Raw genomic sequence first — 26,860 nt, 5'->3', positions numbered from 1 at the left:
AAAGACGATTTATATCAAATCGTCTTTAGCATTTTTACTCTATAGTCATGGCTTTTTCTAATTTGCTACATCACTAATAAACTTGATACGATATAAGCGTAGTTCTTCATCATCATAATCGCCATCAAACTCTTCTATAGCAATATCAATTTTGTCGTTTTCTGCTTCAAGGAAATAATCATGAATCTCTTCCTGTTGATCTTCATCCAGGATTTCATCTATCCAATACGTAATATTAAGTTTAGTACCACTATATACTATAGCTTCCATTTCTTTAATAAACTCAGGCATTTCCATCCCTTTGGCAGAGGCAATATCATTTAAAGGTAACTTTCTGTCAACATTTTGTATAATATAGAGTTTCAAGCCGCTGTTTGCTCCCGTACTCTTGACCACAAAATCATCCGGACGAACAATATCATTCTCTTCAACATATTTGGCAATAAACTCTACAAAAGCTTTTCCATATTTTTTTGCTTTACCTTCGCCTACACCATGCACATTACCAAGTTCTTCAACGCTAACTGGATATTTTAATGCCATATCCTCCAGCGATGGATCCTGAAATACAACAAAAGGAGGTACTCCTATTTTTTTGGCTACGGCTTTTCGAAGATCTTTAAGCATTCCTACCAAACGATCATCAGTACCACCACCAGACTTTGTAGCAGTTATTATGGTATCATCATTAGTCTCATTATAAACATGATCTTCGGTCATCATAAAACTAACCGGGTTATCTATAAACTCAAGTCCCTGTTTAGTAACCTTAATAACACCATATGTTTCTATATCTTTTTTAAGATATCCAGCTACTAATACCTGCCTGATAAGTGCCATCCAATATTTATCCTCTTTAGAGTTTCCACTTCCAAAAAAGGATTGCTTATCGGTTTTATGAGATAATATTAGAGCATTACTTTTCCCGATAAGTGTATTTACAACTTCTTTAGATTTATATATCTCTCCGGTTTGTTTTACAACCTCAAGCAATAGTTTTACTTCGTCTTTGGCTTCATGCTTTTTCTTTGGATTACGAACATTATCGTCCATATCAGCACCCTCTCCATTAATCTCATCAAACTCTTCACCAAAATAGTGCAATATAAATTTACGTCTGGATATCGATGTTTCTGCAAATGCAACAACTTCTTGTAATAATGCATGACCGATTTCTTGTTCTGCAACCGGTTTGCCACTCATAAACTTCTCTAGTTTTTCGATATCTTTATAGGCATAATATGCTAGGCAATGTCCCTCTCCTCCATCTCGTCCTGCTCGACCAGTTTCTTGGTAATAACTTTCGATACTTTTGGGAATATCATGATGTATCACAAATCGCACATCTGGTTTGTCAATTCCCATACCAAAAGCAATAGTAGCTACCACTACATCGGTATCTTCCATCAAAAACATATCTTGATGCCTAGCTCTGGTTTTTGCATCTAAACCTGCGTGATAAGGAACTGCTTTTACACCATTAACCTCTAGAGTTTGTGCAAGTTCTTCTACACGCTTTCTACTAAGGCAATATACAATTCCACTTTTTCCATGGTTTTGTTTTACAAAGCGAATAATATCGGCATCGACATTTTTAGTTTTTGGCCGTATTTCATAAAACAAATTCGGACGGTTAAATGAAGCTTTGAAGGTTTTAGCATTGCTCATCCCCAGATTTTTCAGAATATCTTCTTGTACTTTGGGAGTTGCGGTAGCTGTCAATCCAATAATTGGAATGTCTTCACCAATTCGTTTAATAATAGTACGCAAATTTCTATACTCTGGTCTAAAATCATGCCCCCATTCACTAATACAGTGGGCTTCATCTACGGCGAGAAATGAAATTTTTTGAGATTTTAAAAAGTCTACGTACTCTTCTTTGGTCAATGATTCTGGAGCGACATATAGAAGTTTGGTAACTCCATTAATAATATCATCCTTAACCTTTTTTACTTCAGATTTATTCAATGAAGAATTTAGCACATGTGCTATACCATCCTGAGATGAAATACTACGTATAGCATCGACTTGATTTTTCATGAGTGCGATCAGGGGCGAAACTACAATGGCAGTTCCTTCGCACATTAAAGCAGGTAGCTGATAACATAGGGATTTTCCTCCACCTGTAGGCATTATTACAAAAGTATTTTTTTGTTCAAGAATACTTTTAATTACCTCTTCCTGTAATCCTCTAAATTGACCAAATCCAAAATACTTTTTTAAAGCATTTTGTAAGTCAGTTTCATTCAAACTCATTAAATCTTTTAACTTTTATATACCAATTAAATAAAGATTTCACTAACACTAAAACCTGTTTCCCCAAACACAGATTTAGTGGATATTTCATGTTCAATTTTAGTATGCCAAATATAATGAAAGCATAAATTAATATGCTTTTTTTTGACACTATTTAAAATTAATAAGGTATTGTATACCTTTGCGTAAATTAAAGATAATAAAATCTTTATTTATAACACGCAAATTTTTTAAATTTTGAACACCCAAGATACTATAATTGCATATGCTAAAAAAACCATCGCCGAAGAAGCTCAGGCGATTGCATATTTAGAACAACTTGTTGATGAAGAGTTTTCTAAAGCGGTAGAAACCATATATAACTCTAAAGGCAGAGTAATCATAACCGGTATTGGTAAAAGTGCTATAATCGCTTCAAAAATTGTTGCTACAATGAATTCAACAGGAACCCCTGCTGTTTTTATGCATGCAGCAGATGCTATACATGGGGATTTAGGAAACATCCTTGAGGATGATGTCGTTATCTGTATTTCTAAAAGTGGAAACACTCCTGAGATAAAAGTTTTGGTACCGCTTATAAAAAGTTTCAAAAACACCTTAATCGGGATGACCTCTAATAAAGATTCTTTTTTGGGTCAAGAAGCTGATTATGTATTACATGCTTTTGTAGACAAAGAAGCATGTCCAAACAATTTGGCACCTACAACTAGTACTACCGCTCAAATGGTGATGGGAGATGCCGTAGCGGTTTGTTTATTGCATTTACAAGGGTTTTCTAGTCGCGATTTTGCTAAATACCATCCTGGTGGAGCCTTGGGCAAAAAACTATATTTACGTGTAAGCGATATTACTTCTCGTAATGAAAAACCCGAAGTTACTCCCGATTCTGATATTAATAGTGTGATTGTTGAAATTACAGAGAAAAGATTAGGAGCCACTGCCGTTACAAGTAATGGTCAGATTCTTGGTATTATTACAGACGGAGATTTAAGAAGAATGCTTACTACAAATACTTCGTTTAATGGGCTAACCGCAAAAGATATTATGTCTTCTAACCCTAAGCGTATTGATAACGATGCCATGGCCGTTGATGCCTTAGAAAAACTAGAAGAAAATTCGATTACTCAATTACTTGCCGAAAAAAATGGCCAGTATGCCGGACTTATACATATTCATGACTTAATGCGAGAAGGTATCTTATAATGACTAAAAGCACAAAAAAAGACCCTCAATCGATGTCTTTTCTGGATCATCTGGAAGAATTGCGTTGGCACCTTATTAGAGCTACTGTAGCCGTACTTATTGCGGGTGTTGTTGCTTTTATAGCAAAAGAATTTATTTTTGACGTGTTAATATTCGGTCCTAAAAAGCCGGATTTTCCTACATACAAAGGGCTATGTAACCTATCTAAGTTTTTGGGATTAGACGAAAGTTTATGCTTTAAAGAACTCCCTTTTAGTGTACAAAGTAGAAAAGTGGCTGGGCAATTTTCGGTTCATATCTGGACTTCGATCACTGCAGGATTTATTATTGCTTTTCCCTATGTACTTTACGAATTCTGGAAGTTTATAGCACCAGCTATGTATGATAATGAGAAAAAATATTCAAAAGGATTTATCATCATCTGTTCTTGTTTATTTTTCTTGGGTGTTCTTTTTGGATATTATGTAATCACCCCATTATCCATTAATTTTTTAGGAGGATACCAGGTAAGTAAAGAAGTTTTAAACGAATTTGATATTGATAGTTACATTGGGTTATTAAGGGCTTCGGTAATTGCCTGTGGACTCATTTTTGAGCTACCGGTGATCATGTTTTTCTTAACTAAAATCGGATTAGTAACTCCAGAGTTTTTAAAGAAATACCGCAAATTTGCATTGGTTATCGTACTTATTTTATCGGCAGTAATTACTCCACCAGATATTGCAAGTCAGGTTATTGTTGCGATTCCAATACTAATCCTTTACGAAGTAAGTATCTACATTTCGAAAATTGTCATTAAAAAAGAAAAGAAAAAATTACAAAAACAATCAGCATGAGTAATATAGTTGATGAATTCAATGTTTATCGAGAAAAAATGAATTCTCGAATTCTAGAAGATAACAACAAAATAATTAAAAGAATTTTTAACCTGGACACTAACGCCTTTATGGAAGGCGCCTTAAATGTAAAGACTAAAGAGCTATTAGGCTTGGTGGCCTCTACTGTACTAAGATGTGATGATTGTGTACGCTATCATCTGGAAACGTGCCATAAAGAAGGGTTAACAAGAGAAGAAGTTGCCGAAGCTTTGAGTATTGCTACTTTAGTTGGAGGAACTATTGTGATCCCACATTTGCGTAGAGCTTATGAGTTTTGGGATGCTTTAGAAGCAAACGCTTCGTAGACTGAAGTTTTTAGTTAGCAAGTAATGCTATACATTTACAGCAAAATTATAGCAACATTCAAAACATAAAGAAGTCATTGTATTATGAAATTGAAAGCAGATAATTTAATGAAGTCCTATAAAGGACGAAAAGTAGTAAAGGGGATTTCTCTTGAAGTAAATCAAGGAGAAATCGTTGGGCTTCTTGGTCCAAACGGTGCAGGTAAAACGACTTCTTTTTATATGATTGTTGGTCTAGTAAAACCTAATGGTGGTATAATTACTTTGGATAATACAGACATCACAAAATTTCCAATGTATAAACGTGCTCAAAATGGTATTGGGTATTTGGCACAAGAAGCTTCAGTTTTTAGAAAGTTGAGTATTGAAGACAACATTCTAAGTGTATTACAACTCACAAAACTTTCAAAAAAAGAGCAGCTTCATAAAATGGAAGCGCTAATAGAAGAGTTTAGTCTGGGACATATCAGAAAAAACCGTGGGGATCTTTTAAGTGGTGGTGAGCGTAGACGTACAGAGATTGCCCGCGCATTGGCTACAGATCCTAATTTTATTTTACTCGATGAGCCTTTTGCCGGAGTAGACCCAGTGGCTGTTGAGGACATACAACGTATTGTTGCTCAACTAAAAAATAAAAACATTGGTATTTTGATCACCGATCATAATGTACAAGAAACTCTTGCCATAACAGACCGAACCTATCTGATGTTTGAAGGTAGCATTCTTAAAGCAGGGATCCCTGAAGAACTGGCAGAAGATGAAATGGTACGTAAGGTATACCTTGGGCAAAACTTCGAATTGAGGAAAAAGAAATTGGATTTTAATTAATCTGTGAGGACAGTACTAATTTAATCCATTCAAACCTCTCAAACACTTGTCTTCTCATTTCTAAAAATGAGTGACATCAAAATATACAACAATATCACAATAGGTATTGCGATAAACTTGAGAAGAACAATCAGTACAATAGTAAGAAGTAAAAAGATATAACGTATTTTATTTTCTACAAAACCCCAGGTCTTAAACTTCAACGAAAACAATGGGATTTCTGCATTCAACAAATAACAGCTCAGCAAGGTCAATACTATCAAAAACCATTTATTAAGTATAATATCTACAATCCAGGTTTCCTGCTGAAATTTAAGTATAAGCGGCAGACTAATAATTAAAAGCGTATTTGCCGGAGTTGGTAATCCAATAAACGAAGAGGTCTGACGCGTATCTATATTAAATTTTGCTAGACGATATGCAGAAGCCATTGTAATCAATAAACCCAGGAACGAAAAATATGATTCTCCAAAACCAGCTATGGTTTGAGTAATATCCCAAGAATCTGCTGTTATATATAAAGGCTGACCAAATACTTTAGTCAGCAATTGAAACATTACAATACCTGGAGCAACACCGCTCGTAACCACATCTGCTAATGAGTCTAATTGCAATCCTAACTCACTTTGTGCATTTAATATTCGTGCTGCAAAACCATCAAAAAAATCAAACCCAATCCCTAGCATCACAAAAAGTGCTGCAAACTCCAGAGCACCATGTACAGCAAAAATAACGGCAATACATCCGCAAAAAAGATTAAGAAGTGTTATAATGTTCGGAATTTGTTTTTTAATCCACATACATTTGATTTTGTGTAAACCTCCTCGGAGCAAGCCCACAAGGTATCTGTTAAAAAATATTTTGATTTCGAGTCAAGCCTCGCAGCATTTACATCTCGATTATCGAGTAAAAATAACAAACTATTTTGGTCAAATTCATTTTATGCTTAACAAAAAAGTAGTAATCAATGTTATTATTTGTAACTAAATAAGTTTAATTTCGTTCTTATATAGGAAGTCTTTTTTTATGAGAAACATTATACTGTCCGTAATTTCTGGACTCTTACTTGCAGTTAGTTGGCCTACCTATGGTTTTCCTTTATTTTTATTCTTTGGATTTGTCCCGCTATTACTAGCAGAACATAATGTTCGTAATTCCAAATACAGTAAAAGCCAGGTTTTTGGTCTAGCATATCTCGCTTTTTTTATCTGGAACATTATTACTACCTGGTGGATATACAACTCATCAGCCTTTGGAATGTGGTTTGCAGAACTTGTAAACACTCTATTAATGGCTCTTGTGTTTTTAATCTATCATATTGTCGCAAAAAGAACAACATTTACTATTGGTAGCATATTTCTGGCCTGTATCTGGATGAGTTTTGAATATTTTCATCTGCAGTGGCAAGTATCCTGGCCATGGTTAAACTTAGGCAATGGTTTTGCAGGTTTTACCTCATGGATACAGTGGTATGAATATACTGGTACTTTTGGTGGTACGCTTTGGGTCTGGATCGTCAATATTGGTGTGTTTAAAAGTATCGTATTGTTTCAAGAATATAAAGACAAAGCTATTCTATATCGATCTGCAATTCGTAATGGTTTAATAATACTACTACCAATTATTATTTCGTTACTTATTCTAAAAACGTATACAGAAAAAGGCAAAGATATTGAAGTGGTCATTCTACAACCCAATATTAACCCCTATACCGAAAAATACAATACGACAGATAAACGTATCAGTGTTTTATTAGATTCGTTAACCCAGAACGCTATTACCCAAAATACCGATTTTATCATTGCTCCCGAAACTGTTTTTGCAGATAGTAATAGACTTCATAATTTCCCACACTCCACCGCAAAAAAAACAGCTCAAAAGATTATAAAGGCATATCCAAAAACACATTTTCTTTCGGGCATTTCGTTAATCGATGTGTTTAATGACCCCTCAAGAATTCGCCCGCAAACCAATATTTATAAAGAAAATGTATTTTATGACGATTATAATTCGGCATTCTTTGTTCGCCCTGATGGCACTGATGAGTTATATCACAAAAGTAAACTGGTAGTAGGGGTTGAAAATTTTCCGTATCAAAGTGTATTAAAACCAATTCTGGGCGATGTAATGATTGACCTTGGGGGTACGGTAGCCAAAAAAACAATACAAGATGACCGCGAGGTGTTCTTTACCAAGGATAGTATTGGTGTGGGGACTATGATTTGTTATGAAAGTATATATGGAGAATTTTCTACCGGATATGTTCGAAACAAAGCCAATTTTCTAGCCATAATCACCAACGATGCCTGGTGGGGAAATACGCAAGGACACAAACAACATTTATCCTATGCCAAATTAAGAGCTATCGAAATGCGAAGAAGTATTGCCAGAAGTGCCAACACTGGAATTTCTGCCATTATCAATCAAACTGGAGCCATTGTTAGCCAGTTAGGATATGAAAAACAAGGCACCCTAAAGGGAACCTTAAAAACGAATGATAAAATTACGTTTTATGCCAAAGTCGGAAATTATCTGGCAAGAATTTCTATTTTCTTATCTGTGTTTATCTTTCTGTTTTCGGTTACTCGTCGAAAAAGAAAAATATAACCTACTCTATTATTAGTACGACTACCTTTATTTATCGTAAGATTTGCTTATGCAGCTTGCAGGAAGCTTTCCTCAACTCTGGATTTGCTCATGCAGCTTGCAGGAAGCTTTTCTCAACTCCGGATTTGCTCATGCAGCTTGCAGGAGATTTTCCTCAACTCCGGATTTACTCCTGCAGCTTGCAGGAGATTTTCCACAACTCAGGATTTACTCCTGCAGCCTGCAGAAGACTTTTAACATCTCAAAATAACAAATGCAATAACTCAAACTAAAATCATTAACTTAATCATTGTGTTTCTTTTCAACTTTGTACCTTTGAAGCCTTATAAAAATAACACGTGAATTACGTATCTGTAGAACATATTGCCAAATCTTTTGGAGAACGAGTACTCTTTAAGGATATTTCTTTTGGGATTAATGAAGGGCAAAAAATAGGGTTTGTTGCCAAAAACGGAACCGGAAAAACCTCTTTACTAAACATCATCGCTGGAGATGAAGCCCCCGATGAAGGTCAGGTTGTATATCGAAAAAACCTAAAGGTTTCATTCTTACCCCAGGAACCCAATCTTGATCCTAATCTCACTATCGAGCAAACCATTTTTGCTTCAGATAACCCTACGTTACAAGTAATCAATACTTACGAAAAAGCATTACAAAACCCCGACGATACCGAAGCTTACCAAAAAGCCTTTGAGCAAATGGATGCAATCAGTGCTTGGGATTTTGAAACGCAATACAAACAAATACTTTTCAAGCTTAAACTAGAAAACCTTAACAAAAAGGTTAGTGAACTCTCCGGAGGACAAAAAAAGAGGCTTGCCCTGGCCAATATTTTGCTAAGCAAACCTGATTTATTATATCTCGATGAGCCTACAAACCACCTGGATCTTGAGATGATAGAATGGTTAGAAGACTATTTTGCAAAAGAAAATTTCACGCTTTTTATGGTGACTCATGATCGTTACTTTCTAGAAAATGTATGTAACGAGATTGTTGAATTAGAAAACGGGAAGCTATACAGTTATAAAGGTAATTATGCATACTATCTTGGCAATAAAGAAGCCCGAATAGCCAACGAGCAAATAGCTACTGATAAAGCAAAACAACTGTATAAAAAAGAATTGGATTGGATGCGTAGACAACCCAAAGCGCGTACAACCAAATCTAAGTCACGAATAGATGATTTCTTTGAAATCAAAGAGCGTGCACACAAGCGTCGTAATGATCATGAAGTACAACTAGAAATTAATATGGAACGTATGGGAAGTAAAATCCTGGAGTTGCATAAAATTTCTAAACGTTTTGAAGACCTTGTATTGTTGGATAAATTCGAATATGTATTCAAAAAAGGAGAACGCATAGGAATTATCGGTAAAAACGGAACCGGAAAATCTACTTTTCTCAATATGATCACCGGTGGAATTACTCCCGATCATGGTAAAATAATTGTGGGTGATACTATAAAATTTGGATATTATACCCAACGCGGAATCACCATAAAAGAAGGTCAAAAAGTTATTGACGTTATTCGAGAGTTTGGAGATTACATCCCACTAAAAAAAGGAAGACAAATTTCGGCGCAACAACTGTTAGAACGCTTTCTATTTGATCGAAAAAAACAATACGACTTTGTAGAAAAATTGAGTGGTGGAGAACGTAAAAGATTATACCTCTGTACGGTATTGATACAAAATCCTAATTTTTTAATTCTGGATGAGCCTACAAACGACCTGGATATCGTGACACTAAATGTGTTAGAAAACTTTTTATTAGATTTTCCTGGATGTTTGATGGTTGTATCGCATGATCGTTATTTTATGGATAAGATTGTAGATCACTTATTTGTTTTTAGAGGCAATGGGGTTATTCAGGATTTTCCTGGAAACTATACCGATTATCGTGTTTATGAAAATAGCCGCGAGCCCGAAAAACCGAAAATAGAAAACGAAGAACCAAAAGCAAAAAAAGCCTGGAAAAAAGACAATAAAGCAGCCTTGTCGTATAATGAGCAAAAAGAGTTTAATCGAATCGAACGCGATCTCAAAAAGTTAGAACTTCAGAAAAAAGAGATTGAATCACTTTTTGTTGAAGGTAACCTCGATGAAGAAAAGATCAATGAAGAGTCTCAAAAGCTTCAGAAAATTATCGAGCAAATTGAAGAAAACGAAATGCGCTGGTTCGAGCTTTCTGAAAAAATGGAAGAATGATTTGGTAGTGGTTAGCTATTAGCTGTTGGCTGTTAGGTTTCAATATTTAAGAAACACAAAAACTTTTGTCATTCCGGCGTAGGCCGGAATCTAAAAAACGTATCACTTACCTATAAAATTTATATTTCTATTGCAGATCAAAAAAAACAACATTAAAAATAAAACGCAAACCCTGATTTAAAATGGATCCCATTCTACAATGGGATGACAAACAACTCAAAAATATACTAGCATACATTAAGAATGGTTTTTAAATTCAAATCTTATTTAAATTTTCTAATCAAATCCACCAATCAACACGGAGTACACTCTCCTTTTGTATACAACTTGGTCACCAAATGCTTTTATAACAAAGAAAAAAGAGGTTCGTATCCTGCACTTTCATCCTTATTGAAACAGGGTGATAACAAGAAGCACTTTAGCCCTAAAACCGCCAAACTGTTATACCGTATTCCGGGTTATTTTGACTCTAAAAAAGCACTACTTCTATCCAAAAAATCAGGACTTATTTCTGAAATATTGTCGCTAAACAATAGTATTGAGGTTCATGATTCAATTCAACACAAAGGTCATTACGACTTAATTTTTATAGATCTAGATGTACTTACTCATTATCTTAAGACTAATACATTACCCTCAATAGCACATAATGATACTGTTATTATTACAGAGGCTATGTACCAATCAAAACACCATATAATACTATGGGATAACGTAAAAACACATCCAAAAATCACGGTTACTGTGGATACCTTTAGTTTAGGGTTTGTCTTTATAAGACAAGAACAAGCCAAAGAACATTTTACTGTTCGATTATAATAGTTAGTAATTAACGTGAGTTCTATGTATACTCTTGGCATAAAAAGCCTTGTCACCCTTCGACAAGCTCAGTAGGACAATCGAAGACAAGTAAATTTTCGTGCAAAAACCTAATTTCGATACAATTTTTCTTCGTTTCACTGCGAAAAACCACTCAATTTGACGGTTTTTTCAAATCAAATTCTTATCCCAAGTTCACATTAAATAGTTTGAAGTTTCTAGTTAATTTGTATTTTGGTGATTCATTTTAACCAAAATTTATGCAACCCACACACATTCTGCTTTTAATTGCAGCGTATTTTGGAGTTCTTATCCTCATCTCTTATTTCACTGGAAAAAATGCCGACAATGATGCCTTTTTTAAAGCCAACAGACAATCCCCATGGTATGTTGTAGCCTTTGGAATGATTGGAGCTTCACTTAGCGGCGTTACTTTTATCTCGGTTCCGGGTTGGATAGAAGCTTCGCAATTTAGTTATATGCAAGTTGTGTTTGGTTATATTTTGGGGTATACCATTATAGGTACGGTATTGTTGCCGCTTTATTATAAACTCAATCTTACCTCAATATATACTTACTTAGAGGAACGTTTTGGTAATTATTCATATAAAACAGGGGCTTCGTTTTTTTTACTTTCAAGGGTAGTTGGTGCCAGTTTCAGGCTGTTTTTAGTGGCTAATGTATTACAGGCTATTCTTTTTGATGCTTTGGGAGTACCGTTTTGGGTTACGGTAATTATAACCATCCTATTGATTTGGTTGTATACGTTTAAATCAGGGATCAAGACTATTGTATGGACAGATACCTTGCAGACTTTATTTATGCTCATTGCCGTAGGTGTTGCGATCTATTATGTATCTGATGATTTAGGAATTACAGGATCAAATTTGCTGGGCCATGTACTAGACAGTGATCTTTCTAAAATGTTTTTCTTCGAGGATTTTAAAAGTGCTAATTATTTTTGGAAACAGTTTTTCTCTGGAGCCTTTATCGCTATAGTAATGACCGGTTTAGATCAAGATATGATGCAAAAAAATCTGACCTGTAGAAGTTTAAAAGATGCACAAAAAAACATGTTTTGGTTTACTATTGTATTGACTATTGTCAATTTTATATTTCTTGGACTTGGTTTATTGCTCACTCAATATGCTTCGCAAAATGGGATTGACGCGCATAAGGATCAATTGTTTCCTGTAATAGCCACACAAAGCGGATTAGGTTTTGGTATTGCTGTTTTCTTTGTTCTGGGACTAATTGCTGCAGCATATAGTAGTGCAGATAGTGCTTTAACCTCGTTGACTACATCGTTTAGTATTGACATTCTTGATATTGAAAAGAAATATAGTGCACAAGAGCAGATTAAAACACGAAAAAAGATTCACGTTTTATTTTCTTTTATTTTGGTGTTGGTGATTATTGCTTTTAAGTATATTATCAAAGATGAAAGTGTTATCGCCAAATTATTTGTATTTGCCGGATATACCTATGGCCCACTATTGGGATTATATGCTTTTGGTTTATTTACAAAATTAAACGTTAGAGACAACTTAGTACCCGTTATAGCAATAGTATCTCCAATCCTATCGTATATTATTAGCGATAATAGTGCCACCTGGTTTGGTTTTGAATTTGGTTTTTTCATCCTGATACTTAATGGTCTTCTAACCTTTTTAGGCTTAATACTGATTCGTAGAAAGTAGCACAAGCGTACAGGCAATCTCTACCTCTATATTTCTTTCTCTAAGCATTTGACAAAACTCGGGGTTTTCGGTTCCCGGATTAAAGATTACTCGTTTGGGGTTTAGAGTAATAATATAGTCATAATACGGTTTTTGTCGATGTGGATTTAGATACAAGGTTACGGTATCTATATCTGCTATGCCATTGGTATTTGTTTGAATTTTTATGCCGGCAACTTCTCCTTCTTTTATACCTATTGCTATAACTTCATGGTTATTTCTAACCAATTTATTAATTACATAGTTAGAATATCTATCTACTTTTAACGAGGCTCCTAGCACTAATGTTCTTTTACTCATAAATCTTTTTTAAATGTATTTGCAATACCATCCTAAACGACTATTAAATAAAGTTTAAAAAGTTAAAAAAACAAGGAAAAGTGTTAAAAACTAAGGGAGTGTGTAACACAAATCAAAGCGCCACGTCTTATTTATAAAAGATATGATTTTTCATAAATTTAGTTAGTTAGTTACTTAATAATAATCAAATTTTATTCATAGTTGATGGTTAGTGTTACTATTTGGTTATTATAGAAAACCGCCCCTGATCCAGGGGCGGTTTTTGTGTTTATTACAAAAAACTATTTTATTTTGTTATCCATTCTATTTCATGGTTGACCTCTCCTTCTTCTATTTTAACTATACCTAAGTAATGGCTTATTTATCATTATTTACCAAATAATTTTGCCCCCTTTAGGATATCCTGGTAGGGGTATCGTTTAGTTGTTGTTGGTTAAAAAATCCTATAAGAAACCCTACAGGTTCTGTATATACAAAGCTTGGCAAGCTAGGATCATAGTGTATTGGGGCGTTTAATGATTTCATCATATCTAATATGCGGTATAGTTTAGTTCTAGAGATGTTTAGGCGGCATGCTAGTGTTTCTGGAGTACCGGTAGCCTGCAAACGAATAAGCTGATCGATGCGTTTGATCATTTCGATATGTTTAATCACGGTATGCATTACACTATTTTTTGTCAAAGATATAAAAAACCAACAAAACGCGTCCTTTAGTCCGCATTAATTGATTCAACATCCTATTCTTTTGTGATATGGCTGATATAAACAAAAGAATCTGCAACTATATTGCAAAGGAATGGATTGCAAAAGCTAAATCGAATCGTGCATTTGCTACTGAACATTATATTGATGAAAAAACAGTACGAAAAATTCTAAAACCTGAAGGATATAGAATGCCCGTTAAAACATTAGAGAAGATTTGTGAGGCCAGAGAAATTAAAATTTCTTACTTCTTTTCTTTGATTGGCGCATGATATATACTTATTTCTTGCTACTCTAACTAAACGTATCTGGGTTTATGGTATTTCTAAATTATCTTGGATTGCAAATTCAAGCTATTGGAAAGTATTCTTTCTAATTACTTTTATTAAACTTATTATAAATAAAATAAATCCGATTAAGCATAAAGCTATCAGAAAGAAAAAGATAATCGTATCAATAATATCTGGAGTACGACCTAATGATACATTTGTACCATCAGCCAGTGTTACATCTTTATAAAGATATTCATTGAGTAGTATATAAAGTCCTGATAACGCAATTAATGTGGTCAAAAATCCAATTATAATATATTTAACTTCTTTTGCCATATTGATTTACTCCTTTACACTTCTGCGCTGGCGCAAGTTTGCAACTTGTGCCCTCCGTATTATTTCGATAAACGTATAAAACCGCTACTCCTTTTACAATGTTTTAGTTTATAGTATTACCAAATCATCTCGGATTGCAAATCCAAGCTATCCGACTACCTTTACTCATAAGAAATTATAAAATTTATAGGTAAAGAATAATATACACTTACAGGTTTTCCTTCTGCGGTCATTCCTGGTTTTAATATTGGCGGTAGTGAATTCAAAACTCTTTTGGTTTCAAAAATTGCAAACGGATCATTAAAAAGTACTTTAATATCTTTGATTTTACCTTCCTTTGAAATCTTAAAAGCAGCATGTATTGTATGTTTTCCATTCCTTAGACTAGAATTATTCATAACCATATCGCCATCAAAGTTTTCGTTTACATGTTTTTTTACCAGCTCACTCATACATTTTTTGATTTCATTTTGATCGGTTAATCCTTCACATCCCTGCATAACTGGAACAGAATTTCCTTCAGGTATTGATTTTTTCCTTTTAGATATTGAAGCACTTTTTAAAGCTATAAGCTGGTTTAATGTTTTAAGCGACTCAAAAGCTTCTTTATCTTTTACTTTTCGTTTGGTAATCTCTAATGCCTTAGCGGCATCATAACGATTTCCTTTTTTGGTTAGTTCTTTATACCAACCTATGGCTACTCCAAATTCTTCGTTTAGCTCACAAGCCCAACCCAAACTATATATCGCTTTCTCATTATTTGGATCTGTATCAAGGCATTTATAAAAATCCTGTTTTGCTTTTTCGTATTGGCCTATAGCCAAATACGTCATCCCTCTTTCATAAAAAAGCTTAGGATTATTTCCAGGTTCTTTCAATTTTCTTGATAGCATTGCTTTTTCAAATCTGTACGTTCCCGCTCGTATGGTTAGTTCTTGAATACGCAATGCAGAAGAATATAGATAGTAAACATCACAATCTTGAATAAAATACTCTAAATGTCCTGCTATAAATAAACCTAAATTTCTTAAGTTAATATCATAGTCTTGCCCTTTACGTTTACTTACTTCGACAAAACGTTCTTCTTTAAGGATCGTTTGAAATTCTTCAGAGTAGTTCTTAATTTTAGCTAATAGACATAATTTAAACACATACATGTTATCAGCGTTTAAAGAACGCTTCGTTTTTTCTCCAAAACACTCACAAACATCTTGTTTGAGCACTTCTTGAATATCTTCTTGCCCGTAAACTATAGTTGACAGTAAAAGAAGTAATAGTATAATACTCTTTCTCACTAATTTTATTTTTTCATTAAAAACCACAACACCTTTTACAGCGTTGTGGCTATTTTATTCTCTTATCATGCCCGGTACACGTTACAAACGAGCACTAACACATACTATAACCCAGCGGGGGAATCAGTAGAGTTATCTAAAAACCCTTTCTTCACATTATTAATTTCAATTTTTATTTTTTTTTTATAAACCTCAATTTCAACCCCTTCAATCGAAGGAAAATTATGAGATTTTGCATCAAAATAATAAGCTACCTTTTCAAGAAAAACATCTTCATGTTCTTCTAAGTAATTTTCTATTTCAACTTGTAATTTGGTGTCAATATAATCTTCTGGTCCTTTAACTTTGAAACCAATGTTTATATGATCAGTATCCAATGCTTTTTCTAAAGCTGGGATATATAAGCTATAAAATTCCTGTTTTGTCATTACCATTTTACTCTTACCCATCTAACTTATGATTATCAATGAATTCATCAAAATCTTTAAAAAACAACTCTAATGCTTTACTTTCATCTTGAGAGTTATACAATAATATATCAGACCATGATTTACTTGATTTAGTAGAGTATTTTTTTTCGGTCCAATCTTGAAATTTATTCATGACATCTGTGTCAACAACCCCTGTTGGGTTTCTAAAATACCAACCATCTAGGAAAGCTTTTAAACACGATATTGAATCCCTTCCTATATACATTGCTGGTCTTTGCTTTATACTATTTAATACTTCTACGATTGAGTCCATTATTAAAAAGGTGTTTTAGTTATTTTGTATCCTGTTGGTGAAAATAAATCTTTCACCCATTCACTATATTTTATTCCGTTTTTATGTACATTATCGAAAACCATATCATTTATCATAACTGCTCGATGTCGACCATTAGTAGATATATTTGTTTGCATCAAATCACTCCAAATATTGGCGGCCATACCTCTATTTCCATTTGTGGTAACTTCCAATATTTCCCCTCTTATTCCTTTACTTTTAAGTGCTCTTACTACTTCGTCTGCACATTGTACGCATTTGAAAAGGCCATGTTTTTTAGTGATTTTTGCAATTATTGATTTTATGCCATTCATTTCCCCTCCAGGAGAAGGTTCTAATAAAGCAAAAAGAAAAATTCCTGCAAAATACCCGCCTGTTTCTTCTTGACTAACCTCCATACCAGGGAATAATTCTTTTCCAGTAAATCCTTGTGTTACAACATCAGCCGTAAGTAAAAAAGGATTAAAAGTTACAGTTAAATCAATCAAACCATCTCCAACACCTTTTAATGCGCCACTTACGGTATCTCCACAACAATCAATATTATCCCAATTACCCCATTCTTCACCAAATTCTTGATATGTATCTTCTACAATAGCTTCCCATTTTTCTTTCTTATTCGTATTAGCAGAAGCAGAAAGTCCATAAGGGGCTAACGCTGCATTTAACATCGCTAACCCTGACAAACCGCTATTACGGTTATTATCTTTTAAACCTAGAGAAGCTAATGCATCACTATAAGATACTGCTCTACCTAATCGATCTTCGTATTGTCCTGTATAGCTATTGTAACGAGCTCCACCGGTACTCCCTACAACACTACTAAACCCAAAACTACCACGGGCCCCACTATCTAGGGTATTTTCTCTATTATCTCGATTCCATGGGCTAGCACTATCAGCTCCGCTAGGATCGGCATAATAAATGGGGTTATTATCAAACGCATTATAGGTGGATAAGCCATGGTGTACTACAGGGTCTTGTCTATTCCATCTAGCAATGGTTGGATCATAGCTACGTAACGGCATCTCGTACCAGTTTAGACCCAGGCCTTCTTCAAGCTCGGTATTGTTATATTTGTATTGGTGCGATCTCCCATTAACGGTGGAGTTATATCCTTTTTGTTGCAGCCCAAATGGGTAATAATTCGATTCTTCTACGATTTCATCTGTAGTAATAGTACCGTTACCATCTTTATCGCTATAGGAGAGTCGTATATTTCCAAGATGATCAGTGAACTGATAAACATACTGATACCCAGCATTTGAAGGTTCTATATACCCTTCAGGTTGCCCTATAAATTCTAATACTCCATTTTTATATTGTGCTGCAGCGTATTCGGCAGTGGTGATGGTACCACTATCGTTCAGGATCTTTTTTGGCAGCAAACTACACTTTACTCTATTTCAATGAACTTTTTAAACCACAACACTTTTTACAGTGTTGTGGCTATCTTCTTTTCTTACTCATGCTCGGTACTCGTTACAAACGAGCACTAGCACATACTATAACCCAGCGGGGGTTTTTATCTTCTTACGCATTCCCACCAAGCCTAAACGGTACCCGACAGCCTCGAGCACTAGCCTTTATGCATTCGAGAGCTAGCTGGGGAGCTTTCTCTAGGATCATGATTCCAAGGGTTTAACCTCTAAAATCCCCATGCGCTCAAAATTTAAAAGATTATCATTCCTATTAAATTGAGAGGTCTCAACCGTATTTCCATCTGATATTGGAGTTGAAAGAATATAATCATTATCAAACATAACCTTTACTCCGAACGGTTCAGGATTATTCTCTAATCCAATAAATTCAATAGATTGTATTTTAGAAACAATTATATTGCTGAACTCCTGAACGTCTGTCACTTCATAATATTCCATCTCTAAATCACTTTCACATTCTGACTTCATCCAGGCATTCATTCTGGATGCAAAAGATGACCAAGAATATACCTTTGTGGGCATCCCTTCAAAACGGAGACAAGGAGTCCACATATCATCTTTATCAGTGGTGATAATACATAAGCGGTCCGGGTTTTGAGGAAAAACAAACCCAAAAGATATATCAATGTCTAATTCTTTTTCTTCACCTAATGGAGGCCAGACAACAAGAAATAACCTTTTGATTTCTTTATCTATTAATTCTTTAAAACTATTCATATTTATAAAGGGTTTGCAAGTTGATACCAATTGTTAGAGGTTTTGTTAATAACGGTGATGAAAGTACCGTCTGCTTGGGTTACCAACATCTTTCCATTACTAATACGCATTATTGCATTAGAATGTTGGTGCCATTGACCAATACGCGTTAAAGCAGGGTTTGCATTATTTAAAAGTTGATTTGCTGCTGATCGTAATTGTGGTAACATTTTTTGGAGCTGTTGAGGGGTGTTTCCTCCAAATCCTAATGCATCAGCATGTTTTATTAAATGACCTTTTGCATTTTTTCCCCAAGATAAAATTTGGCTACTCATGCCAGTTGTTCCAGACCCTTGAATAGCTGCCTGTTCTGCTCTCGTTAGTACAGCAGCTGAAACATCATCAATACCTTTTTTTGATCCTTTTGCCACTATACTTGCCCATACACCTCTAAGGCTTCTTAAAGCCCAGGCAAATGCAGCTTCTCCTGTAAGTGTTAAAATAGCACCATCTACGGCTCCCATTCCAACCCCTTCAATATTTCTAATTAAAAAACCTTCAGCTTTTAATCTTTCTAATGTAGTTCCCTTTTCTGCAGAACTTAAAACGCCATCTATTTCTAAAGTATCATAGTCATTATCATCTGCAAAAACTTCAGCTCTTAGAGTTTCTGTATTAATTCTTATAAAATCATTTGGATTAGCTATACTTGCTAAAGCATCTTCATACGAAACTTCTTCTCCATTACTATCTTCATATCTTTTATTTTCCCAATTATAACTTACTCTTGCTCCTGCATTACTATCTAACCTATATTCTCTGGCACTCATCCATCTTCCTTCTTTTATAGTACTACTATTCCCTCCGCTAGGGTCAGCATAATAGATCGGGTTATTATCAAAGGCATTATAGGTAGATAGACCGTGGTGAGTAACAGGATCGACACGATTCCATCGTGCTATGGTAGGATCAAAGGATCTAAGAGGCATTTCATACCAATTTAATCCTAGTCCTTCTTCAAGTTCTGTGTTGTTATATTTATATTGGTGCGAACGCCCATTGATCATACTATTATATCCTTTGTGCTTTAATCCGAAAGGATAATAATTCGATTCTTCTATAATCTCGTCTTGGGTAACGGCACCGTCATCGTTTTTATCAGAATACGAGAGTCTAATATTACCTAAGTGGTCGGCGTATTGGTATATGTACCTGTACCTTTCGGCTCCGCTCGAGGTACTTTCTTTTTCTATATACCCTTCAGGTTGGCCCATAAACTCCAGTTCTCCGTTTTTATATTGTGCTGCGGCGTATTCGGTCGTAGTAATGGTACCATTATCATTAAGAATCTTCTTAACCTTAGTACCAGTAGCATCATAAATATAACTGATCTTTTTTGGTGTAATGCTATCAAAAACGATTTCTACCGGCAGATCCAGGTGATTATAGTGTATATCCATAATCCCTTTGTTTTTATCAGCCGTGATACTACCATTGTCATCATAGGCATAATCATTGCCTATGGTATTACCATCCTTAAACCCAAAGGTGGTATTACCAGCGTCAGAGACGCTTAGTAATTTATGCCCAGTCCCTTCATAGATATACGATAGTTTATCCATCTGTCCAAAGGTGGTAGCATTTGTATCTATATGTCCTTTTCGATCCAGGGTCAAGATATTCCCCATAGTATCATATGTAATACTACTTAAGTCGTACCTCCCGTCATTACTGATCGCACTTGTTAAACGATCTAGTGCGTCATAGGTATAGGTATAACTTCGCTCTAGATGATCATTAGCCGATTTCCATGAGGTTTTGGCGATATTTCCATTATATAATGGGTTTTGAGTAGTCGTATACTCCATTTTATACCCAAATAGATCTCCATTAGCCGTATCCCCATCATTAATCGCGGTTAACCAACCGCGTATGTTATGTTTGTAGTCTACATGTTGCAGGCCACCCCCTACATTTTTGGCCACCAATTGCCCAAGGTTGTCATACTCATTACTCGCGATTACTTCTACAGGCTGATCATTGATCTGTTGGGTATGGGTAAGTACCCTACCCATATGATCATAGGTAAACCTATCGGTTATAATGATCGCTGCATTACTGCCTTTGGTATGAGTGGTGGTACTTTGGATCACTTTGCCTACAAAGTCTAATTGAGTTTCTAAGATATCTATGGTACTAAGATACTCATTTTTGCTGGCTGCATAGATTGGTCGTGCTTTTTTATCGTAATACGATACCGTAGTGGTCCAATCGTTGGTGCCTAATATGCGTACTTTGCCTACCGTGGGTAGAGTTTTGGTTCGATTGGTTATTGGCTCACCAAAGACTATTCCGGGGTTGTTAAACTCAGCCGGAAGATCAACATTATAATCACCATAATAACTAATGGTATACAGCTGGATATTAGCTGTTGGAAACGCCACATTGCTATAATACACCGTAGTCCCTGCGATATCGGTTGCGGTGCCTCGCTCCTCCCATAGGGTAGTAAGCGTATTTACCTCTTGTTGTAGTGTAGGTCGATCTCGGGTATCGGTATACATCCCGGTATAGGTACTTCTACCCAATCCATCGTACTTCGTAAATAACCACTGGTCCTTAGCCTTCATTAGTTCATCCTGGGTCAATACCGGTTGGTCGAGCTCGTTATATACGATATACTCCCATCCTTTGCCCGGGTCTTTCTTTTCAATCAAACGATTACGCTCGTCGTATCGGTACTGATAACACACTTCGGCAAGCTCAGTGTTCGATACTCCGTCTGTAGTATCGACCTTTGGGGGGATCACAAAAGTAAGATTACCATAGTCATCGTAAACATTATACGTATCTATAGCCTCTCCATTATTATAACTTCTGGTTAAAACTACTCTACCATTTTTATCGGTAAAACTCTCAGCGGTTTTTTTATGCCCATCGGCTGGAGTCCAGTTTTCGTTTTTAACGATACTTTTGCTCAGCTCTCCTGCTCCGTAGCTGCCATTAGGCACTACCGTTGGGATACCATTGGTAATGGCTACATCAAAACGCAATACTTCATTGGCTTTGTTAAGACCATAGGCTGATTTTACGGTGTGCTCATTGGTCACATAGCGGTTATATTCTTTGATATATTGTATGTGGCTAAGATCATGGGTGCTTTGTAATTTTACTCCATTGGTTAGTGGTCTTGGAGTACCACTGGTTGGGGTAATCACCAGGTAATTGTTCTCGATACTAGCGGTATAATCTACGGGGATATCGTTCACATCGGTCAACTGCCCCAGATCTGCATATTCGATCTCAGGATAGACTTCTATTTTTCGAAGTTTTCCTGTAGACAATACCTCGATCCCTAATGCTGGCTTCGCCCATATAATCACTTTCAGTTCTGCATTGTTTATATTTATGGCCACTACATTATCCAAATCAACAGCACTATATGCCGGCGGAAACGGATCCAACACCTCTGAGGCACTCCAGTTCTTTACATAGCTGATATCGGTTGGGAAACTGGCATATACCGGATCTTTATGACGGGTATACTTCCAGTTCTTTCCCGGTGCCGCTTGTTCTTCTACACGATTTAAAGGGGAGGCCTCAAGGATGGTCTCGCTATAGGCATTGACATCTTCTAGCGCTACTCCTGCAAAATCATCAGGATATTTGTTTTGGTAATAGGCGTTAATATCCTGGTGGATATTCACTTCTCTGTAACTCCCCGGTACTCCTGTCGCTTCAAAAGGCAGGTATTGTTTGGTCTGTCTACCCAAACCATCATACTCGATATGAGAAATAATATCGTTATTATTTGTCGAGGCATTGATTGCATTTTGCTGTATCGCTCTACCCAATCCATCATAATAGGTGATGGTTTGGATTTTTTGATCTTCGGGAGCCGTCTCTAAGGCATTGGCTGTAGTAAAAGGCGCTTGTGCCTGTACTGCCATGACATAGTTCTGATCTTCAGACGGGACTAATCCCTGGCCATAGGTAGTGCTTATGCTAAGCAGCAGTCCTATGGTATATATTATGGTTTTGAATATCGTATTCATCAAACTGTGTTTTTTATCTCTTTGTTTCATCTTGTAGCGGGTTTGGGGTTATTGGTTGTTATCAGGTTGTGAGATCCCGATTCCACCTCCACCGCCACCGCCGCCAGAGCTACTACATTCTGAGTCCCCTATACTAAAGGTTCGGGTACTATAAGGCGCTTTTCCGGTAATATTATCGGTGATAATACATTTTACGCTCTCTGATCTTGGACCACTACATCTTAGGGTAATAAACAAACTCGATGAGCTTCCCTTATAGTTTCCGTTGACATACCATTTGTAGCTGTAGTTACCAGAACCACTGCCTGCTTTGGCTAATAGTTCTAATTTTTTGGTTCCCGTAGGTGAACTATGACGCCTGGTGTTTATAGAAGCCGTCCAAAAACCATCGTATACATTCATGGTGGTAGTTAGCGTCTCTGTATCTCCGGTCTTGGTATCACGCACTACACATTGGATGTTTACATTGCCATAATAGGTATAGTTCATATACAGCCCGAAGGATTTTTGGCTGCTGGTATAGGTCCCCGCACGTCCACTGATGGTCCAGCTATAGGTATAGCTTCCTGACCCCCCACTTGGAGTAATGTTAAACGAAGCGGTATTGTTAACCGTAAGATTCGCAGGTCTTGAAATCTGACCAGCCGATCCCGAAAGCGGTGGATAAATACTAATCGACTTGTTTACCACTTTGGTTTTACTGGTAATGGTATCAGTAATAGTGAGTTCTATGGTTGCCATTCCTTCGGTGGTCCCTGCATGCAGGGTAAGGTTAGTTCCTGTAAAATACTCTGGTGCCATACCAGGTTTGGTAAGCTTCCAGCTGTATGCAAATCGGGAAGAGCCTCCGCTAGCTTCAGATGTAATCTGTAAGGTGGTACTCGTATACATCCAGTTTTTATCAGATATGATACTGGCGACTATAGGATCATATTGTATTCCACTATCGTTATAATAGTATTTACCTATAATATTATGCTCTTCATCCCGGGTATGCAGTAAACGATACAGACCATCATACTCGGTATAGGTAGTATATCCTCTTGGATCGGTGGTACTGGTCAGGCCAATAAGTGGATCATAAGTATAGGTGGTCACTATGGCATTAGGCAAGGCATCCCGTAAGGCATCCAAAGCTTGTCGCAAGGCACCCTCTGCCCCTGTATAGCCCAGTGTACGATCGGTATCGGCATTAGACTTGGCTTTAAGATCAGCTACATATGCCGCTACCTGATCATAGGTGGCATTACCAACCTTGGCGATGGGATACAAATCATTATACCCCCAGATATAGACCGTATGTGGGCCTTTCCCCTGGGAGATTTCTAAAGCATTTCCTTTAGCATCGTATTTATGATAGATCGTTTGATCTTTTAGCGGTGCCCCTTCTTTAGCACCTTGTATGATAGAAGGTAAATAGTACCCACTGGTGGTTGTATTAAAATTCACCACTGCTGTAGCTTGTTTTTTAGGCCCGATAAAGGTCTCTGTCTTTACTGGTGAGGCCATACGATGGGCGCTCATCAGATGGGTATTATTGATATCGGGATGATACGGATAGTAATAGCTTGACTGTTGCACCTCTCCTTTAGAGTTGGTTTGAGTCTGCCCTGTCATTTGGTGATACTGATCATATACATATGCTGTCGTATTTTCTGAATACTGCGTAGGATCGATATCAGAATAGGTTCTGCTGATCACTCGTTTTTGTAACGGCTGGGTGTTGGTTTCTTTATAGGTTTCTATTTCGTATTGCTTCATCCAGGCATCAGCATCCTGATCTCCTACAGCAAGGATATATTTATCAAAGGAAAACCCTTGCACCAGACCCACTTTATTCATCGCTTCTCTGGCCCATTCCTCATAAGCTACTTGGGTACCTTCTTCATACACTTCACGAAACCCAGGAATCAACTGATGCAAATACGGAAGAAGTTCGCTACCGTTTCGTTCTAATTCTCTACGGATAAATTCCCTTAAGTTCAACTCACGTTTTACACCTTTTATAGAACGTACTTTAACGGCATAGGGATAATTAGGATCTAAAGAATTTCCGAAGGTATCTCTATCCATCTGTACCGGCACATACTCATAGCGTTGTTCGGTAAGTAGTTGTTCTGTAGGTTGTGGAGTACCATCAATATCTTTATAGGTACGCACCGATTTAATTCGAATACCTCCTTCTACTTCACCTCTTGGTGCAAGGTTATGAAGTACATCATTACCAGAATTCTCTGCATTCTCAAACACCTTGGGATCTTCAAAGGTATAGACCGTACGTCCGTTATGAATCTCTTCATTGGGATCTGAGGATACCACACGCTCACTCACCTGTGCATAATAAATCGGTTTAGCAGGGCCTACATAATCGGCATTGTTTGTATTGCGAACCACAGAATTGATCTGGGCACTAGAGCCTAACTCTTCTGTACTGTAGTCGTATTCTTTTTTGGTGCATGCACTTGTGGTTCCTCCACAGCTTTCAATGCTTTGTACTCGAATCCCTCCATAGCCTTGAGCATACGAATTCAATTCATAGACTATCGTAATTTGTCCACCACTTTTACTGGTCATCGTTTGTAAGGCACCTTGCACCGTTCCTTTAAAATAAGGATAATCCCGTATCACAGCATCTGTATCACTCGACGATACTTGCCTACCTGCATAATACCCCCATTTATCCATCCCAGAGGTAATTTCTTCTTTATCAAAATCATAATCTGGTAAGGCATAAGAGTTGTCTTGATCATAATAATCAAATCGAACTTCTAACTGATCATTCTTTTTGATCTCGGTCAGCAATCGTCGTGATCGCTGGGTATACAAATCATAACTGTTAATGACAGTATGATTATAATCGTTAAGAGTAATACGGTTATACTGGTGGTATATTCCTGAAGTCCCCGGTTTTATAGTAAAATCTAAAGACCCTTCTGCAAAATTGATTTTGGTCAGTATGGGGGTGGTAATATCCACATCCATACGCACATGTGGATACACATAGGGATCGGTCTTTGGATCATCCCCTTCAAAATTCTGATCAAATAAAAATTCTGAGGATAAGGATTTTAATGAATATACCTTAGGCACAAACGCTTTTCTTCTATCGGTTTGGTTTTGATACTCAAAGGTGATTTGCTGGGTGGTATTAGGCGGTTGGATACTGCTTAAATACCAACTACGCGGGTAGGTATAATAGTCGCCTTCTGTTATGGGGATAACCCCTAAATCAGGCTCATAAGGATCAAAGATCTCTTTGGCGGCAAAGATATATTTCACCCCTTCAGCATCGATCACTTCGATCTGATCCCACCCAAAGTTGACCTCTACATTATGATGGGATAACAATACCGGTTGCCCGTTAATCCCGATCTTAAACGAGAAATTTAAGGCACCCGCATTGACGGTAAATAAATCTGGTTCCCCATCGATAAGCCCATTGGCCAGTAGGTAGGCATGGTGCTCTTTGAGCACTTGTTTACCCCCAGTACCCGGGCTGTTGTTAGGATCAAAATGATAATAGGGATCCAATATGGTTTGTCTTATATGTTCTAAGCCATGATAGCCTTTAGGGTGATCATCCGGAAGGCCTCGTACCTCGCGAGAAATCATCCCGGTAGCCACAAGGCTCCATCCCAGTCCAATAGGTGAAGGGGCTTCCATCACCTGAAGACCGGTATAACGGTATTGCAGCCCTACTGGCCAGCTCACGCCATTTTGTTTGATGGTGTAGATCGGCAGGGCATGTTGTATGGCCCCGGTACTAAGATCTACACTCGATCCGCTGGCTTTAGCGGCTTTAGCCGCCGTGGGAGCCGCCGTTATAGCCGGACCATAGCCCCCGTAAAAGCCCTCTTGGGCTATTGTAGTTTGTAAACAGAATATGCTAAGTGCTAGACACACATAGCGCACTATTGAATAGTTCATATCATTGATTTATTTTGAGGTTTTTTTGTAACAAAGCGGCAAAACTACCACTAATTTTTAATTCGCAAGAGGGGAAAATACCCCTCTATTTTTAACTTTTCGTTAAGAGGCTGAATATCTTAGTTCAACAACACAAAAAAGTGATACTTTTTCTCAAATTTTACGGTTTTCCTCATCGTTTCTTTACTGTTTTTTAGTTTCACAGTGCAATACTAACACATCCCAGTT

Annotated in this window: 21 protein-coding genes; 9 read left to right on the top strand and 12 right to left on the bottom strand. The window is 36.6% G+C overall.

Annotation, left to right across the window (positions count from 1 at the left end):
• Positions 1-57: 57 nt before the first annotated feature.
• Positions 58-2,256: a DNA helicase RecQ gene (gene recQ / locus JJQ60_RS11430; protein WP_201919823.1), complete on the bottom strand. Its 2,199-nt coding sequence runs from the start codon at positions 2,254-2,256 to the stop codon at positions 58-60.
• A gap of 237 nt (positions 2,257-2,493) precedes the next feature.
• On the opposite strand from recQ, the gene JJQ60_RS11425 reads away from it, so the two are divergent.
• From JJQ60_RS11425 to lptB, 4 genes are all read left to right on the top strand, one after another.
• Positions 2,494-3,459 carry a KpsF/GutQ family sugar-phosphate isomerase gene (locus tag JJQ60_RS11425; protein WP_201919821.1) on the top strand — a complete coding sequence of 322 codons (966 nt, stop codon included), beginning with the start codon at positions 2,494-2,496 and terminating at the stop codon, positions 3,457-3,459.
• The gene (gene tatC, locus JJQ60_RS11420; protein WP_201919819.1) at positions 3,459-4,295 is read left to right on the top strand and encodes a twin-arginine translocase subunit TatC; all 837 of its coding nucleotides are present in this window, start codon (positions 3,459-3,461) and stop codon (positions 4,293-4,295) included. Before JJQ60_RS11425 ends, tatC begins: the two co-directional genes overlap by 1 nt.
• Positions 4,292-4,642, top strand: coding sequence for a carboxymuconolactone decarboxylase family protein (locus JJQ60_RS11415; protein ID WP_201919817.1), 351 nt, complete (start codon positions 4,292-4,294; stop codon positions 4,640-4,642). The genes tatC and JJQ60_RS11415 overlap by 4 nt, the downstream gene beginning before the upstream one ends.
• A gap of 84 nt (positions 4,643-4,726) precedes the next feature.
• On the top strand, positions 4,727-5,470 hold the full coding sequence (lptB, locus tag JJQ60_RS11410) for an LPS export ABC transporter ATP-binding protein (RefSeq protein ID WP_201919815.1): 744 nt from the start codon (positions 4,727-4,729) through the stop codon (positions 5,468-5,470).
• 38 nt (positions 5,471-5,508) lie between these two features.
• On the opposite strand, the gene JJQ60_RS11405 is transcribed toward lptB, so the two are convergent.
• Positions 5,509-6,264, bottom strand: coding sequence for a CDP-alcohol phosphatidyltransferase family protein (locus JJQ60_RS11405; RefSeq protein WP_394369544.1), 756 nt, complete (start codon positions 6,262-6,264; stop codon positions 5,509-5,511).
• A gap of 232 nt (positions 6,265-6,496) precedes the next feature.
• On the opposite strand from JJQ60_RS11405, the gene lnt reads away from it, so the two are divergent.
• From lnt to JJQ60_RS11385, 4 genes are all read left to right on the top strand, one after another.
• On the top strand, positions 6,497-8,077 hold the full coding sequence (gene lnt, locus JJQ60_RS11400; protein ID WP_201919811.1) for an apolipoprotein N-acyltransferase: 1,581 nt from the start codon (positions 6,497-6,499) through the stop codon (positions 8,075-8,077).
• A 338-nt stretch (positions 8,078-8,415) separates the two neighbouring features.
• A complete protein-coding gene (locus JJQ60_RS11395) occupies positions 8,416-10,284 on the top strand; it encodes an ABC-F family ATP-binding cassette domain-containing protein (RefSeq protein WP_201919810.1) in 1,869 nt (622 codons plus the stop codon).
• A gap of 243 nt (positions 10,285-10,527) precedes the next feature.
• On the top strand, positions 10,528-11,103 hold the full coding sequence (locus JJQ60_RS22055; protein ID WP_236669106.1) for a hypothetical protein: 576 nt from the start codon (positions 10,528-10,530) through the stop codon (positions 11,101-11,103).
• 260 nt (positions 11,104-11,363) lie between these two features.
• Positions 11,364-12,803: a sodium:solute symporter gene (locus tag JJQ60_RS11385; protein ID WP_201919808.1), complete on the top strand. Its 1,440-nt coding sequence runs from the start codon at positions 11,364-11,366 to the stop codon at positions 12,801-12,803.
• Here the strand turns inward: JJQ60_RS11385 and JJQ60_RS11380 are convergent.
• Both JJQ60_RS11380 and JJQ60_RS11375 read right to left on the bottom strand, forming a co-directional pair.
• Positions 12,780-13,142: a CoA-binding protein gene (locus JJQ60_RS11380; RefSeq protein ID WP_201919806.1), complete on the bottom strand. Its 363-nt coding sequence runs from the start codon at positions 13,140-13,142 to the stop codon at positions 12,780-12,782. The genes JJQ60_RS11385 and JJQ60_RS11380 overlap by 24 nt on opposite strands.
• A 393-nt stretch (positions 13,143-13,535) precedes the next feature.
• Positions 13,536-13,778 carry a hypothetical protein gene (locus JJQ60_RS11375; protein WP_201919804.1) on the bottom strand — a complete coding sequence of 81 codons (243 nt, stop codon included), beginning with the start codon at positions 13,776-13,778 and terminating at the stop codon, positions 13,536-13,538.
• A gap of 116 nt (positions 13,779-13,894) precedes the next feature.
• Here JJQ60_RS11375 and JJQ60_RS11370 point away from each other — a divergent pair, with 116 nt between their 5' ends.
• The gene (locus JJQ60_RS11370) at positions 13,895-14,116 is read left to right on the top strand and encodes a transcriptional regulator (RefSeq protein WP_201919802.1); all 222 of its coding nucleotides are present in this window, start codon (positions 13,895-13,897) and stop codon (positions 14,114-14,116) included.
• Positions 14,117-14,197: 81 nt separating this feature from the next.
• Here the strand turns inward: JJQ60_RS11370 and JJQ60_RS11365 are convergent, their stop codons facing one another.
• The 8 genes from JJQ60_RS11365 to JJQ60_RS11330 all read right to left on the bottom strand — a co-directional run bounded on the left by JJQ60_RS11365 (position 14,198) and on the right by JJQ60_RS11330 (position 26,632).
• Complete coding sequence (locus JJQ60_RS11365; protein ID WP_201919799.1) at positions 14,198-14,452, bottom strand: hypothetical protein; 255 nt, start codon at positions 14,450-14,452, stop codon at positions 14,198-14,200.
• Positions 14,453-14,613: 161 nt separating this feature from the next.
• The gene (locus JJQ60_RS22300; protein WP_201919798.1) at positions 14,614-15,747 is read right to left on the bottom strand and encodes a hypothetical protein; all 1,134 of its coding nucleotides are present in this window, start codon (positions 15,745-15,747) and stop codon (positions 14,614-14,616) included.
• 104 nt (positions 15,748-15,851) lie between these two features.
• Complete coding sequence (locus JJQ60_RS11355) at positions 15,852-16,196, bottom strand: hypothetical protein (RefSeq protein WP_201919796.1); 345 nt, start codon at positions 16,194-16,196, stop codon at positions 15,852-15,854.
• Complete coding sequence (locus JJQ60_RS11350) at positions 16,189-16,491, bottom strand: hypothetical protein (protein ID WP_201919794.1); 303 nt, start codon at positions 16,489-16,491, stop codon at positions 16,189-16,191. Before JJQ60_RS11350 ends, JJQ60_RS11355 begins: the two co-directional genes overlap by 8 nt.
• Before the next feature lie 2 nt (positions 16,492-16,493).
• Positions 16,494-17,900 carry a papain fold toxin domain-containing protein gene (locus JJQ60_RS11345; RefSeq protein WP_201919792.1) on the bottom strand — a complete coding sequence of 469 codons (1,407 nt, stop codon included), beginning with the start codon at positions 17,898-17,900 and terminating at the stop codon, positions 16,494-16,496.
• A 237-nt stretch (positions 17,901-18,137) separates the two neighbouring features.
• On the bottom strand, positions 18,138-18,671 hold the full coding sequence (locus tag JJQ60_RS11340; protein WP_201919790.1) for a hypothetical protein: 534 nt from the start codon (positions 18,669-18,671) through the stop codon (positions 18,138-18,140).
• A 2-nt stretch (positions 18,672-18,673) separates the two neighbouring features.
• The gene (locus JJQ60_RS11335; RefSeq protein ID WP_201919788.1) at positions 18,674-22,705 is read right to left on the bottom strand and encodes a DUF6443 domain-containing protein; all 4,032 of its coding nucleotides are present in this window, start codon (positions 22,703-22,705) and stop codon (positions 18,674-18,676) included.
• Between the two features lie 48 nt (positions 22,706-22,753).
• On the bottom strand, positions 22,754-26,632 hold the full coding sequence (locus tag JJQ60_RS11330) for a SprB repeat-containing protein (protein WP_201919787.1): 3,879 nt from the start codon (positions 26,630-26,632) through the stop codon (positions 22,754-22,756).
• Positions 26,633-26,860: the final 228 nt, after the last annotated feature.

The sequence above is a fragment of the Aquimarina mytili genome (assembly GCF_016735115.1).
GTDB lineage: Bacteria > Bacteroidota > Bacteroidia > Flavobacteriales > Flavobacteriaceae > Aquimarina > Aquimarina mytili.
This window is presented reverse-complemented; position numbering and strand designations above follow the sequence as displayed.